The sequence below is a fragment of the Azospirillum aestuarii genome, assembly GCF_016632405.1.
Lineage (GTDB): Bacteria > Pseudomonadota > Alphaproteobacteria > Azospirillales > Azospirillaceae > Azospirillum > Azospirillum aestuarii.
The window spans coordinates 6804-20701 of sequence record NZ_JAEPIV010000009.1 but is presented as its reverse complement, the minus strand read 5'-3'; the positions used below and the strand labels follow the sequence as shown (position 1 = coordinate 20701).

Annotated in this window: 11 protein-coding genes and 1 riboswitch; of the genes, 7 read left to right on the top strand and 4 right to left on the bottom strand. The window is 67.9% G+C overall.

Annotation, left to right across the window (positions count from 1 at the left end):
- Positions 1 to 186 precede the first annotated feature (186 nt).
- Positions 187 to 1650: a pyruvate kinase gene (gene pyk / locus JJL56_RS16885; RefSeq protein WP_145626542.1), complete on the top strand. Its 1464-nt coding sequence runs from the start codon at positions 187 to 189 to the stop codon at positions 1648 to 1650.
- Between the two features lie 53 nt (positions 1651 to 1703).
- Here the strand turns inward: pyk and JJL56_RS16880 are convergent, their stop codons facing one another.
- Together JJL56_RS16880 and JJL56_RS16875 are read right to left on the bottom strand one after the other, a co-directional pair.
- Positions 1704 to 2393 carry a GntR family transcriptional regulator gene (locus JJL56_RS16880; protein ID WP_145626541.1) on the bottom strand — a complete coding sequence of 230 codons (690 nt, stop codon included), beginning with the start codon at positions 2391 to 2393 and terminating at the stop codon, positions 1704 to 1706.
- Positions 2394 to 2563: 170 nt separating this feature from the next.
- Complete coding sequence (locus JJL56_RS16875) at positions 2564 to 3160, bottom strand: thiamine phosphate synthase (RefSeq protein ID WP_247891115.1); 597 nt, start codon at positions 3158 to 3160, stop codon at positions 2564 to 2566.
- Between the two features lie 222 nt (positions 3161 to 3382).
- Here JJL56_RS16875 and gcl point away from each other — a divergent pair, with 222 nt between their 5' ends.
- The 5 genes from gcl (at position 3383) to oxlT (JJL56_RS16850) (ending at position 10200) form a co-directional block, all read left to right on the top strand.
- Positions 3383 to 5152, top strand: a complete 1770-nt coding sequence (gcl, locus tag JJL56_RS16870; protein ID WP_200485712.1) for a glyoxylate carboligase — start codon at positions 3383 to 3385, stop codon at positions 5150 to 5152.
- Positions 5153 to 5365: 213 nt separating this feature from the next.
- Positions 5366 to 6163 (top strand): hydroxypyruvate isomerase, encoded by a 798-nt coding sequence (hyi, locus tag JJL56_RS16865; protein WP_200485711.1) that lies wholly within the window; start codon positions 5366 to 5368, stop codon positions 6161 to 6163.
- Positions 6164 to 6240: 77 nt separating this feature from the next.
- On the top strand, positions 6241 to 7149 hold the full coding sequence (gene glxR / locus JJL56_RS16860) for a 2-hydroxy-3-oxopropionate reductase (RefSeq protein WP_200485710.1): 909 nt from the start codon (positions 6241 to 6243) through the stop codon (positions 7147 to 7149).
- 235 nt (positions 7150 to 7384) lie between these two features.
- Positions 7385 to 8647: a glycerate kinase type-2 family protein gene (locus JJL56_RS16855; RefSeq protein WP_200485709.1), complete on the top strand. Its 1263-nt coding sequence runs from the start codon at positions 7385 to 7387 to the stop codon at positions 8645 to 8647.
- Between the two features lie 254 nt (positions 8648 to 8901).
- Positions 8902 to 10200 (top strand): oxalate/formate MFS antiporter, encoded by a 1299-nt coding sequence (gene oxlT / locus JJL56_RS16850; RefSeq protein ID WP_145626535.1) that lies wholly within the window; start codon positions 8902 to 8904, stop codon positions 10198 to 10200.
- 95 nt (positions 10201 to 10295) lie between these two features.
- Here oxlT (JJL56_RS16850) and thiC read toward each other — a convergent pair whose 3' ends face one another.
- Positions 10296 to 12137: a phosphomethylpyrimidine synthase ThiC gene (gene thiC, locus JJL56_RS16845; RefSeq protein WP_200485708.1), complete on the bottom strand. Its 1842-nt coding sequence runs from the start codon at positions 12135 to 12137 to the stop codon at positions 10296 to 10298.
- A gap of 116 nt (positions 12138 to 12253) precedes the next feature.
- Positions 12254 to 12366: riboswitch (TPP riboswitch) on the bottom strand.
- A 189-nt stretch (positions 12367 to 12555) separates the two neighbouring features.
- Here thiC and JJL56_RS16840 point away from each other — a divergent pair.
- On the top strand, positions 12556 to 12744 hold the full coding sequence (locus JJL56_RS16840; RefSeq protein WP_145626533.1) for a hypothetical protein: 189 nt from the start codon (positions 12556 to 12558) through the stop codon (positions 12742 to 12744).
- Between the two features lie 71 nt (positions 12745 to 12815).
- Here the strand turns inward: JJL56_RS16840 and oxlT (JJL56_RS16835) are convergent.
- Positions 12816 to 13898, bottom strand: a 1083-nt coding sequence (oxlT, locus tag JJL56_RS16835) for an oxalate/formate MFS antiporter (protein ID WP_247891114.1), incomplete at its 5' end; no start/stop codon positions are given.

Below are 13898 nucleotides of genomic sequence, written 5' to 3'. Positions count from 1 at the left end.
GTCCTGGCTGATCGCGGGCGTCCAGTGTCCGCCCAGGGCTCACTCCCGGTCAAACCAACCGTGTGACTTCCCGCTATGTGGAAAAGCCATAGCGGCGGTTTGACCCACGCCCCGCCCCGGCCGCAGCATCACCCAAAGCACCACCCAGTCATTGTCAAGTCATCGCCCTCTCAGGAGGCCCGCGCCATGCAGCGCAACCGCAGCACCAAGATCGTCGCCACTCTGGGGCCGGCCAGCTCGACCTACAGCCAGATTTTCGCCCTCGCCGAGGCCGGCGTGGATGTCTTCCGCCTGAACGCCAGCCACGGCACGCAGCGCGACCACGCCGAACGCTACCGCCAGATCCGTGCGGTCGAGGAGACGGTCGGGCGCCCCATCGGCGTGCTTCTCGATCTTCAGGGTCCGAAGCTGCGCGTCGGCACCTTCAAAGAGGTGGCGGTGATCCTGGCCGGCGGCGACCGCTTCCGCCTCGACCTCGACCCGACCCCCGGCGACCGCAGCCGCGTTTGCGTCCCCCATCCGGAGATCTTCGCCAGCCTGGAGCCGGGCCACGAGCTTCTGCTGAACGACGGGCGGATGCGCCTGCGCGTGCTGAGCTGCGGCCCCGACCACGCCGAGACCGAGGTCGTGGTCGGCGGCACCCTGTCCGACCGCAAGGGCATGAACGTCCCCGGCACCACGCTGGCCCTCAGCGCCCTGTCGGAGAAGGACCGCAGCGACCTGCAGTTCGGCCTCACGCTGGGCGTGGACTGGATCGGCCTCAGCTTCGTGCAGCGGCCCGAGGACATCCTGGAGGCGCGCGCCCTGATCGGCGACCGTGCCCACATCATGACCAAGGTGGAGAAGCCCGCCGCCCTGCCCCGGCTGGAGGAGATCATCGCCCTGTCGGACGCCGTGATGGTGGCCCGCGGCGACCTCGGCGTGGAACTGCCGCCGGAGGATGTGCCCGGCCTGCAGAAGCGGATGATCCGCCTGAGCCGCGCCGCCGGCAAGCCGGTCATCGTCGCCACCCAGATGCTGGAATCCATGATCACCGAGCCGACGCCGACGCGCGCCGAGGCGTCGGACGTGGCGACCGCCGTCTATGACGGGTCGGACGCCGTGATGCTGTCGGCGGAATCGGCGTCGGGCAAGCATCCGGTGGAGGCCGTGGCGATGATGGACCGCATCATCCGCCGGGTGGAGCGCGATCCCCTCTACCGCCGCATCATGGACTCCGAACACCCGAGCCCGGAGGCCACCACCCCGGACGCCCTGTCCGCCGCGGCGCGCCAGATCGCCGAGACCATCTCGGCCGCCGGCATCGCCACCTTCACCAGCACCGGCTCCACCGCGCGGCGCGCCTCGCGCGAGCGGCCGACCGTGCCGATCCTCGGCCTCAGCGCCGAACGCGGGACCGCCCGCCTGCTCTCGCTGGCCTGGGGCGTGCACCCGGTCTGGACCGCCGACGTGCAGAACTTCGCCGAAATGGTCGAGCGGGCCAGCCTCGTCGCCGCCCAGGAGGGCATCGGCGCTCCCGGCCAATCGCTGATCGTGACGGCGGGCGTCCCCTTCGGAACGCCCGGCACCACCAACAGCCTGCGCGTGGTCACCATCACCGCGAACGGGCTGAACAGCGCGGCCGAGACCAGGATACAGGAACCGGCGTAACCCCGTGGGCGCCCTTTCCCCCTCACCGGGGGCGGGGCGCCGTCACGTCAGGATCACTCCAGGAAGTCGCAATGCTTCTCGACATGCGCCGCCAGACCCAGCGTGTGCTCGCGGATCAGGTGTTCGGCCTGATCGACGTCGCGGCGTTCCAGGGCCTTGATGATTTCCTTGTGGTCGTTGATCGACCGCTCCACCCGGTTGGCCTGGCCGATGGTCAGCTTGCGGATGGCGCGGATGTGGATGAACAGGTTGTCGGTCATTTCCTGGATCAGCTTGGACCCGCTGAGCCGGATGATGCTCTTGTGGAAGGCGATGTTGGCGTCGGAGTATTCGTTGACATGCTCCTTGGGGTTCCGCATCTCGAAGTTGCGGAACAGATCCCACAGGGTGCGGATGTCCTCGTCGGTGGCCTGCGTCGCGACCATCCGCCCGGCCATGCTCTCCAGCGCCGCCCAGACCTGGATCATCTCGACGATCTCGGCCTTGGTCTTGCGGATGACGAAGATGCCCCGGCGCGGCTGGAGCCGGATGAACCCCTCCTGCTCCAGCAGGGTCAGCGCCTCGCGGATCGGCGTCCGGCTGACTCCCAGCAACTCGCTGAGCTGCCGCTCCTCAAGCCGGATCTCGTCGTTATGGTCGTAGATGTCCATTTGCGAGATGGCTTGCTTCAACGCATGATACGCTTGAGCGCGGAAGGTCGATCCGGTGTCGAGCGGCTGGACGTTGATCGGCGGAGGGTTCATGGTCGGCACCGTTCCTCAATGCTGGCCGTCCGGAAGCACCCCAGTGTGCGCCGGCCCGGTCGTGCGAAAGGCATCGCATCGTTTTCGTATATGAGATACCAGATGCACACTTCGGGCTGAAAAGTCCAGGACCACGATAAGGAAAGAGCGTTTCCGTTCGCTGCTCTTCCCTACGGCTGTCCGCCTTTCAAGGTCTTGAGCAGTTCGGGCAGGCGGTCCGGCGTCCGCATCAACGCGCCCATGACCGCCACTCCGACGGCCCCCGCGGCCAGACACTCTCCGATATTGCCCGACTCCACGCCGCCGAGCGCGATGATGGGAAGGGAAGCATCCGCGGCCAAGCGTCTCAACCCCTCCGTCCCGACCGGCGGGCCGTAGCCCGGCTTGCTCGGCGACGGAAAGATGGGTGACAGCGTGACGTAGTCCGCCCCACCCGCCGCGGCGCGGCGAATCCCGTCCGCGTCATGGGCGGAAAGCCCGACCAGGGCGCCGGGGCCGAGCCGCCGCCGAGCCGCCGCCACGTCGGCCCCCTCCGGCAGGTGAACCCCGTCCGTCCCGGCGGCCAGCGCGAGATCGGGATCACCGTGCAGCGTGACCAGCGCCCCCCAGGGCCGCGCCCGTTGCACCAGCGCGTGGGCCAGGGCGACCTGCCGGGATTCGTCCAGATCCTTTTCGCGCAGCGACAGCCAGCGCAAGCCCCCGGCGAACAGGCGCGCCGCCAGATCCGGCAAGGGCTGCGCCGCCTGCCGCCGGTCCGTGATCGCCAAAAGGCGGGGACTCGGGATCGCCATCATCCGATCACGATGACAGCGCCATCGGGACTGTGCAAGTGCAGCATAATTGTCCGGCGCGCCGTGAAGGACTGCCCCGTTCGGCGTGATTTCCATCACGCGGAAAGGATTCGCCAACACTTTGCCAATAGCCGCCCCGTTGATGAAAGCTCAATCCAACGCAACAGCGACCCGTTACGCGAGGGAGGAGACCAAGCCATGGCTAGGATGATGGCGATTGAAGCGGCGGTGCATGTCCTGGAAAAAGAAGGCGTGTCCGTTTGCTTTGGCGTCCCCGGAGCGGCCATCAATCCGTTCTACGCGGCGCTGCAACGCAACGGCCGCATCGGCCACGTTCTTGCGCGCCATGTCGAAGGCGCGTCGCACATGGCCGAAGGCTACACGCGCGCCAAGGCCGGCAACATCGGCGTCTGCATCGGCACCTCCGGCCCCGCCGGCACCGACATGATCACGGGCCTCTATTCGGCCTCCGCCGACTCCATTCCGATCCTGTGCATCACCGGCCAGGCGCCGCGCGCCCGCCTGCACAAGGAGGATTTCCAGGCCGTGGACATCCCGTCCATCGCCAAGCCGGTCGCCAAGTGGGCCGTCACCGTGCTGGAGCCGGGGCAGGTCCCCTACGCCTTCCAGCAGGCCTTCCACCTGATGCGCTCCGGCCGGCCCGGCCCGGTGCTGCTCGACCTGCCGATCGACGTGCAGATGGCCGAGATCGAGTTCGATCCCGACACCTACCAGCCGCTGCCCACCTACAAGCCGGCGGCGACCCGCGCCCAGGTCGAGAAGGCGCTGGAAATGCTGAACGCGGCGGAGCGGCCGCTGCTGGTGGCCGGCGGCGGCATCATCAACGCCGACGCCAGCGACCGTCTGGTCGAATTCGCCGAGATCGCCGGCCTGCCGGTCATCCCGACCCTGATGGCCTGGGGCGCCATTCCGGACGATCACCCGCTGATGGCCGGCATGGTCGGTCTGCAGACCGCCCACCGCTATGGCAACGCCGCCATGCTGGCGTCCGACGTGGTTCTGGGCATCGGCAACCGCTGGGCCAACCGCCACACCGGTTCGGTCGACGTCTACACCAAGGGCCGCAAGTTCGTGCATGTGGACATCGAGCCGACCCAGATCGGCCGCGTCTTCGCGCCGGACCTGGGCATCGTGTCGGACGCCGGAGCCGCCCTCGACCTCTTCATCGAGGTGGCGAAGGAGTGGAAGGCCGCCGGCAAGCTGCGCGACTGGTCGGAGTGGGTGAAGACCTGCCAGGTCCGCAAGCGCTCCATGCTGCGCAAGTCCGACTTCGCCAACGTGCCGATCAAGCCGCAGCGCGTCTATCAGGAGATGAACAGCGCCTTTGGCGAGGACGTCTGCTACGTCTCGACCATCGGCCTGTCGCAGATCGCCGGCGCGCAGTTCCTGCACGTCTACAAGCCGCGCCATTGGATCAATTGCGGTCAGGCCGGTCCGCTCGGCTGGACCCTGCCGGCGGCGCTCGGCGTGCGGGTGGCCGATCCGAAGCGCAAGATCGTCGCTCTGTCCGGCGACTACGACTTCCAGTTCCTGATCGAGGAGCTGGCGGTGGGCGCCCAGTTCAAGCTGCCCTACATCCACGTCCTGGTGAACAACAGCTATCTCGGGCTGATCCGGCAGGCGCAGCGCGCCTTCCAGATGGACTTCCAGGTCCAGCTCTCCTTCGAGAACATCAACGCCCCGGAAATCGGCGTCTACGGCGTCGACCACATCGCGGTGGCCGAGGGTCTCGGCTGCAAGGCCATCCGCGTCACCGATCCGGACAACCTGCAATCCGCCTTCGCGCAAGCGCAGCAGTGGATGGACGAGTTCCAGGTTCCGGTGGTCGTCGAGGTCATCCTGGAGCGGGTCACCAACATCGCCATGGGCACGGAGATCAACAACATCACCGAGTTCGAGGACGTGCTGGACGTGCCCGCGGACGAGCCGGAGCTGGTGCGGGTCTGATCGGCAGCCGGTTGCCCCCCTTCCCATGCTCCGCATGGGCCCCTTCCCTCCCCCGCCCAGCGGGGGAGGGTCAGGGTGGGGGCAAGCGGCTTCCCCAGATCCACAGTTCCGCAGGGTGAAAAAAAGGCGACCGCCACGTTGACGCCTCCGTCATCGCCCTTCGATCCTGACCGCCAACCGGCCAAGCCTGTAACGAACATCCGGGAGAGAGACATGCCCAAGTTCGCCGCCAACCTGACGATGCTCTACAACGAGCTGCCCTTCCTCGACCGCTTCGCCGCGGCGGCGAAGGACGGCTTCACCGGCGTCGAGTATCTGTTCCCCTATGCCTTCGAAAAGGAGGCTCTGGCCGAGCGGCTGGCCGCCAACCGGCTGACCCAGGTCCTGCACAACCTGCCGGCGGGCGACTGGGACGCGGGCGAGCGCGGCATCGCCGTCCTGCCGGACCGCGTGGGTGAGTTCCAGGACGGGGTGGGCCGCGCCATCGAATACGCCACGGCGCTGGGCTGCAAGCAGATCAACTGCCTCGCCGGCAAGACCCCGGCGGGTGTGGCGGCGGACGCGCTGGAGCGCACCTTCGTCGACAACCTGTCCTTCGCCTCCAAGGCGCTGAAGCAGGCCGGCATCCGCTTCCTGATCGAGCCGATCAACACCCGCGACATTCCGGGCTTCTACCTGACCAACACCGCGCAGGCGGAACGGATTCTGGAGGCCGTCGGCTCCGACAACCTCTTCATCCAATACGACGTCTATCACATGCAGATCATGGAGGGCGATCTCGTCCCGACCATCCAGCGCCTGCTGCCGAAGATCGCGCATGTCCAGATCGCCGACAATCCGGGCCGCAACGAGCCGGGCACCGGCGAGATCAACTACCCCTTCGTCTTCGCGGCGCTCGACCGGATCGGCTACGACGGCTGGGTCGGCTGCGAGTACAAGCCGGCCAAGGGGACCAGCGAAGGGCTGGGCTGGATGCGCGCCGCCACGCCCGGCGAGACCGTCGCCGCCTGATGGCCGCCGCCTGATGGCCGCCGCCTGATCGCCATCCCCTTCGACCGCCCGAACACAGAAGATTTGAGGACACAGCCATGAACATTGGATTCATCGGTCTCGGCATCATGGGCCGCCCCATGGCCGGTCATCTGGCCGACGCCGGCCACACCCTGTTCGTCTACGACATCAACCCGGCCCCGGAAGACCTGCTCGCCAAGGGCGCCACCGCCTGCGGCTCCAGCCGCGAGGTGGCGCAGAAGGCCGACATCGTCTTCACGATGGTGCCCGACACCCCCCATGTGCAGGCCGCCCTGTTCGGCCCGAACGGCGTCGCCGAGGGTCTGTCCGCCGGTAAGATCGTCGTGGACATGTCCTCGATCTCCCCGATCGAGACGAAGGCCTTCGCCCAGCGCATCAATGAGCTGGGCTGCGACTATCTCGACGCCCCGGTGTCCGGCGGTGAGGTCGGCGCCAAGGCCGCCTCGCTGACCATCATGGTCGGCGGTCCGGACAAGGCCTTCGAGACGGTGAAGCCGCTGTTCGAGAAAATGGGCAAGAACATCACGCTGGTCGGCGGCAACGGCGACGGCCAGACAACGAAGGTGGCCAACCAGATCGTCGTCGCCCTGACCATCGAGGCGGTGGGCGAGGCCTTGCTGTTCGCGTCCAAGGCCGGCGCCGACCCGGCGAAGGTCCGTCAGGCCCTGATGGGCGGCTTCGCCTCCTCGCGCATCCTCGAGGTGCATGGCGAGCGCATGGTGAAGCGCACCTTCGATCCGGGTTTCCGCATCGAGCTGCACCAGAAGGACCTGAACCTGGCCCTGTCCGGTGCCCGCGCGCTCGGCGTGTCGCTGCCCAACACGGCGACCTGCCAGGAGCTGTTCAACGCCTGCGCCGCCCAGGGCGGCAAGGCGTGGGACCACTCCGGCATGGTCCGCGCGCTGGAGCTGCTCGCCAACCATGAGATCGGCCAGAACCACCGCGTGACCGAACCCGCGGAGTGAGGTTGGAGTGATAACCCCCTCTCCCCTCTGGGGAGAGGGTTGGGGTGAGGGGGTTGCGCTTTTGCCGAACGTGCCGCCACGCACATCCCCCTCACCCTCCCCTCTCCCCGGAGGGAAGAGGGTTTACAAAGCGCTCCCACCCCATTGCCCCCCGCGCCAAATCCGTTAGCATTCCCAGCACATGAGGACCGGCGCCGGTGAACGGCGCGGCTCAGGGAAGGGACAGAACCAGACCATGACGACCACCGATCCCCGCGCGCTCCTGACCGACATGTTCCGCGCCGCCGTCGCCTCGGCGCAGCCGGCGCTGTGCGTGCCTCCGCATCTTCCGGAACCGCCGAAGGGCCGCACGGTCGTCGTCGGTGCCGGCAAGGCCGCGGCCTCCATGGCGAAGGCGGTGGAGGAACACTGGAAGGGTCCGCTGTCCGGTCTGGTCGTCACCCGCTACGGCCACAACGTGCCGTGCGAGCGGATCGAGGTGGTCGAGGCGTCCCACCCCGTGCCCGACGAGGCCGGCCAGCAGGCGGCAAAGCGCATCCTCGACATCGCTGCCTCGCTCGGCCCCGACGATCTGATGCTCTGCTTGATCTCCGGCGGCGGTTCCGCCCTGCTGGCCCTGCCAGCACCAGGCATCTCGATGGCCGACAAGCAGGCGGTGTCCAAGGCGCTGCTCCGCTCCGGCGCGAACATCACCGAGATGAACTGCGTGCGCAAGCACCTGTCCGCCATCAAGGGCGGGCGGCTGGCCGCGGCGACCAAGGCGCGGGTGGTTTCCCTGGTCATCTCCGATGTGCCGGGCGACGACCTGTCGGTGATCGCCTCCGGCCCCACCGTGCCCGATCCGACCAGCTACGCCGATGCGCTGGCCGTGCTGGAGAAGTACGGCATCACCCCGCCGCAGCCGGTCATGGACCATCTGCTGGCCGGGAGCGACGAGAGCCCGAAGCCCGGCGACCCGCGGCTGGAGCGTGTCAGCACCATCCTCGTCGCCACCCCGCAGATGGCGTTGGAGCGCGCGGCGGAGGTCGCCCGCAAGGCCGGCGTCACCCCGGTCATCCTCGGCAACGCCCTGGAGGGTGAGTCGCGCGAGGTCGCGCTGGTCCATGCCGGCATCGCCCGCCAGATCGTCGAGCACGACCAGCCCGCCGCCAAGCCCTGCGTCCTGCTGTCCGGCGGCGAGACCACGGTGACCGTGCGCGGCAAGGGCCGCGGCGGGCGCAACGCCGAGTTCCTGCTGGCGCTGACCGTGGCGCTGGACGGGATGGCCGGAGTTCACGCGCTGGCCGCCGACACCGACGGGATCGACGGGACGGAGGACAATGCGGGCGCCCTGCTCGGCCCCGACACGCTGGCCCGCGCCGCCGAGGCCGGCGTCAACGCCAAGGAGAGGCTGGCCGACAACGACGGCTACAGCTTCTTCAGCGCGCTTGGCGACCTGCTGGTGACCGGGCCGACCCTGACCAACGTCAACGACTTCCGGGCCGTTCTGGTCGTGTAATCGGCGGGGCGCCGCCAGCCGATTTAATATATCACTTATGGCCAGGGCGGCGCTCGCTCACGAAAATTTGTTGATGACTCCACGGATTATCCGCCACACTCACCGTCAAGGCATCACGAATACGGCGTCTGGCATGCCAACAGCATGCAACCGGGCTGCCCCGTTCGAAGGATAAAGCGAAGCGGTCGGGCACCGAACGCACCCCGCGCGCGCCAGGACAAGAACGAGATCGCGGACCATCCGGGAGGAACCATATGCGCCAAACCGGTGCGCAAAGCGCCCTGCCTGTCGGCGGGCGTTGGATGCAGTTGCTTGCCGGCGTCATCTGCATGTCGATGATCGCCAATCTCCAGTACGGGTGGACCCTCTTCGTCGAACCCATCGACGACAAACATGGCTGGGGCCGTGCGGCCATCCAGGTAGCCTTCACCATCTTCATCGTCACCGAAACATGGCTGGTGCCCGTCGAGGGCTGGTTCGTGGACCGCTTCGGCCCGCGGATCGTCGTGCTGTTCGGCTCGGTGCTTTGCGCCGCCTCCTGGGCGTTGAACGCGGTGGCCGATTCGTTGCTGCTGCTCTACGTCGCGGCGGCCATCGGCGGCATCGGGGCGGGCGCGGTCTACGGCACCTGCGTCGGCAACGCGCTGAAGTGGTTTCCCGACCGTCGCGGTCTGGCCGCCGGGATCACCGCGGCGGGCTTCGGCGCCGGCTCCGCCCTGACGGTGGTGCCCATCGCCACGATGATCGAGACCTCGGGCTACGAGGCGACCTTCATGGCCTTCGGGCTGGGCCAGGGTCTGGTCGTCTTCGCGCTCGCCTGGCTGCTGGTGGCGCCGCCCTCCGCTCCCCTCACCCGCGGCGGATACGCCGCCCCGCCCGCGCAGCGGCAGTACACGCCGAGCCAGATGGTCCGCACCCCGGTCTTCTGGGTCATGTACGCCATGTTCGTGATGGTGGCCGGCGGCGGGCTGATGGCGACGGCGCAACTCGGCCCGATCGCCCAGGATTTCGGGCTGGCCCATGCGCCGGTCAGCATCCTCGGCCTGACCCTGCCCGCCCTGACCTTCGCCCTGTCCATCGACCGGGTGCTGAACGGGCTGACGCGCCCTTTCTTCGGCTGGGTGTCCGACCACATCGGGCGCGAGAACACCATGTTCATCGCCTTCGCCATCGAGGCGGTGGGCATCGTCGCGCTCAGCCTCTACGGCCGCGACCCGGTGGCGTTCGTGCTGCTGACCGGTCTGGTCTTCTTCGCCTGGGGCGAGATCTACAGCCTGTTCCCGGCCTGCTGCGCCGACACCTTCGGATCGAAGTTCGCGGCGAGCAACGCCGGGCTGCTCTACACCGCCAAGGGCACGGCGGCGCTGCTGATCCCCTTCGCCAACATCATCGCCGACGCGACGGGAAGCTGGCACGCGGTCTTCCTGCTGGCCGCCGGGGTCAACGCGCTGGCCGCCGTGCTGGCGCTGTTCGTCCTGCGCCCGATGCGCAACCGCATGGCGGCGGAGTCGCTGGGCACGCACAGCGGCCGGAGCGTGACGGCCGAAGCGTAACGGCCATGTCCTGACGCTCTCTTCCCCTCCCCCGCCTGGGGAAGGAGCCGAAGCGAGGGGACGCCCGCGAGGGCGTCCCCTTTTCGACTCAGCCGCTACTCCGCCGCCTGTCCCTCCTCCAGGTAGATCTCTCCGCCCTTGGCGCGGAAGCTCTCCGACATCTCGGCCATGCCGGAGTTGGCGTATTCCCGCACCTCCTGCGTGATCTTCATCGAGCAGAACTTCGGCCCGCACATCGAACAGAAATGCGCGACCTTCGCCCCCTCCGCCGGCAGGGTCTGGTCGTGGAAGCGCTCCGCCGTCTCCGGGTCGAGCGACAGGTGGAACTGGTCGCGCCAGCGGAACTCGAAGCGGGCGCGCGACAGGGCGTCGTCGCGTTCCTGGGCGCCGGGATGGCCCTTGGCGAGGTCGGCGGCGTGGGCGGCGATCTTGTAGGTGACCACGCCCACCTTCACGTCGTCGCGGTCCGGCAGCCCCAGATGTTCCTTCGGCGTGACGTAGCAGAGCATCGCCGTGCCGAACCAGCCGATCATGGCGGCGCCGATGGCGCTGGTGATGTGGTCGTAGCCCGGCGCGATGTCCGTGGTCAGCGGCCCGAGCGTGTAGAAGGGCGCCTCGCCGCACAGCGCCAGCTGCTTGTCGACGTTGGCCTTGATCTTGTGCATGGGCACGTGGCCCGGCCCCTCGATCATCACCTGCACGTCGTGCTTCCAGGCGATCTTGGTCAGCTCGCCCAGCGTCTCCAGCTCGGCGAACTGGGCGGCGTCGTTGGCGTCGGCGATGGAGCCGGGGCGCAAGCCGTCACCCAGCGAGAAGGCGACGTCGTACGCCTTCATGATCTCGCAGATCTCCTCGAACCGCTCGTAGAGGAAGCTCTCGCGGTGGTGGGACAGGCACCATTTCGCCATGATCGAGCCGCCGCGCGACACGATGCCGGTGGTGCGCTTGGCGGTCAGCGGGATGTGCGCCAGACGGATGCCGGCGTGGATGGTGAAATAGTCCACCCCCTGCTCCGCCTGCTCGATCAGCGTGTCGCGGAAGATCTCCCAGGTCAGGTCCTCGGCCTTGCCGCCGACCTTCTCCAGCGCCTGATAGATCGGCACGGTGCCGATGGGGACCGGGCTGTTGCGCAGAATCCACTCGCGCGTGGTGTGGATGTTGCGGCCGGTGGACAGGTCCATCACGGTGTCCGCCCCCCAGCGGGTCGACCAGACCATCTTGTCGACCTCCTCCCCCACCGAGGAGGCGACGGCGGAGTTGCCGATGTTCGCGTTGATCTTGGTGAGGAAGTTGCGGCCGATGATCATCGGCTCCGATTCGGGGTGGTTGATGTTGGCCGGGATGATCGCCCGCCCGCGCGCCACCTCGTCGCGGACGAACTCCGGCGTCACGTGATCGGGGATGGAGGCGCCGAAATCGTCACCGTCCCTCGCCGCCGCCTCGGCCAGCCGCTGGCGGCCCAGATTCTCGCGGACGGCGATGTACTCCATCTCCGGCGTGACGATGCCGGCGCGGGCATAGGCCATCTGTGTGACCGCCCGGCCCGGCTTGCCGCGCAGCGGACGGCGCCCGGCGCGGTCGAAGACGGGCACGGCGCGCGCCTCGCCGACGCGCAGCCCGTCGTCCTCCGGACGGACCTCGCGGCCCTCGTAGACCTCCACGTCGCCGCGCGCCTCGATCCAGGAACGGCGCAGCTCCGCCAGACCGCGGCGGATGTCGGTCTGCACGGCGGGGTCGCTGTAAGGGCCGGAGGTGTCGTAGACGCGCACCGGCGGCTCACCGCCGCCGACATGGATGTCGCGCATGGCCACGCGCAGATCGGGGAAGCGCTCCCCCGCCACATGGACCTTGCTGGACGACGGCAGCGGGCCGGTCGTCACGGTGAAAGGGTCGGACGGCGTGGCGTCCTTTGGGGCGGGGGGAAGAGAGTCGGGCATCTGCTTGGATCTCCATCGCACATAGGATCGTTGGAGATCCGGGTGTGACGGAGCGGCAGAACGGACGACCGGAGCGGTCCCCATAATAGGGGTGCGCAATGGGGATGCGCGTGACCGTGGTCCATTTGTTCCTGTCCCTACGCCGGTACGACCCGGATCAGGTTCAAAGGGTTCGGCGCCTTACGGCATCATCTCAGCCCCGTGCTATGGGGCTCCCCTTGGAACGTCGCCATGCTGAACGATCCGCCCCACCCGCGTCAACGCCCATTCGCGGCGAATCCCGCCTCATCAATGCAATTGACGCGATTCTGGTATCCATTATCTGGTATACAAAATCCTATTGCGCAGCCTGAGCCGGCACACTATGCTGCACCACAACAAGAAACAAAGCCCCTCCCGAGTGCCCGGAGCCCGTCCCATGCTCGAATCCCAGATGATCGCCTTCGTCGCCCTGGCCGGCCTTATGGGCCACGGCCTGACCCTGCTGATGCGGGAGGACGACGAGTGGAATTCCGATCCGCAGGACGAGCAGCCGGACGGCCTCTGGTCGTCGGACCGCTTCAACCAGTCCGGCGAAGGCCACAACCGCCCCTTCTTCCTGGAATGAAGAAAGGCCGCCGCGCGGGGTGCGCGCGGCGGCCTTTATCCGAGGCATGGAACCGAAAGTGTGCGGACCGATCAGTGGCCGGTCTGCACCGCCAGCCCCCCCGTACCCTGCTGGGCGGCGAGTTCGGCGTTTCGGGCATGGTGCCGGCGCAGCATTGGCCGCAGGACCGCGATGGCGCAGAAGGCCGCGATGAGGTCCATGGTGGCGCAGATGTAGAGCACGGTCGCCCAGGTGCCGGTGGCTTCCATCAGCAGGTTGCCCAGCGGGACCAGCAGCGCCGCGACGCCCTTGGCGCAGTACAGCACGCCATAGATCTTCGCCGCGTGCTTGGTGCCGAAGGTGTCCGCCGAGGTCGCGCTGAACAGGCTGTACACTTCGCCCCAGGCCAGGAACACCATGCCCGACAGGATCAGGAACATGATCGGGTCGTGGCCGAAGCGGCTGAGCATCAGGATGCCGATGCCTTCGAAGGTGAAGGCGATGAACATCGTCGCTTCACGGCCGATGTGGTCGGAGATGAAGCCGAACAGCGGACGGGAGATGCCGTTCATCACGCGGTCGAGCATCAGCGCGAAGGGCAGAGCCGCCATGGTGATGCCGAACAGGCTGATCGGGGCTTCCTTCACGCCCAGATCGTGGGCGATCACGCCGAGCTGAGCCACCGCCATCAGACCGCCCGACACGGTGCAGATGAACATGAGCATCATGACCCAGAACACCGGCGTCTGCAGCGCTTCCTTCAGCGTGTAGTCACGGCGGGACTGCAGGACCTTGGTCGAGGCCTTGACCTGATCCTTTTGCGGAGCGCGCAGGAAGAAGGCGGCGCAGAAGATAATCGTGCCCTGCACCAGGCCGAACCAGAAGAAGGCCGACTGATAGCCCGACGAGTGGATCATGTTGGCGATCGGCAGGATGGTCAGGGCCGAGCCGGCGCCGTAACCGCCCGCGGTCAGGCCGACGGCGAGGCCGCGCTTGTCCGGGAACCACTTGAGGGCGCTGTTGACGCAGGTGGCGTAGACGCAGCCGACGCCGATGCCGCCGATGGCCGAGCCGACATAGAGCATGCCGAGCGAGCCGGCGTAGCTGTCGACGATCCAGGACAGGCCGGTCATCACGCCGCCGAAGGCGACGATGACGCGGGGGCCGTAACGGTC

Coding starts and splice junctions, on each gene's coding strand:
- pyk (WP_145626542.1), top strand. CDS start 187: ATGCAGCGCAACCGCAGCACCAAGATCGTCGCCACTCTGGGGCCGGCC.
- JJL56_RS16880 (WP_145626541.1), bottom strand. CDS start 2,393: ATGAACCCTCCGCCGATCAACGTCCAGCCGCTCGACACCGGATCGACC.
- gcl (WP_200485712.1), top strand. CDS start 3,383: ATGGCTAGGATGATGGCGATTGAAGCGGCGGTGCATGTCCTGGAAAAA.
- hyi (WP_200485711.1), top strand. CDS start 5,366: ATGCCCAAGTTCGCCGCCAACCTGACGATGCTCTACAACGAGCTGCCC.
- glxR (WP_200485710.1), top strand. CDS start 6,241: ATGAACATTGGATTCATCGGTCTCGGCATCATGGGCCGCCCCATGGCC.
- JJL56_RS16855 (WP_200485709.1), top strand. CDS start 7,385: ATGACGACCACCGATCCCCGCGCGCTCCTGACCGACATGTTCCGCGCC.
- oxlT (WP_145626535.1), top strand. CDS start 8,902: ATGCGCCAAACCGGTGCGCAAAGCGCCCTGCCTGTCGGCGGGCGTTGG.
- thiC (WP_200485708.1), bottom strand. CDS start 12,137: ATGCCCGACTCTCTTCCCCCCGCCCCAAAGGACGCCACGCCGTCCGAC.
- JJL56_RS16840 (WP_145626533.1), top strand. CDS start 12,556: ATGCTCGAATCCCAGATGATCGCCTTCGTCGCCCTGGCCGGCCTTATG.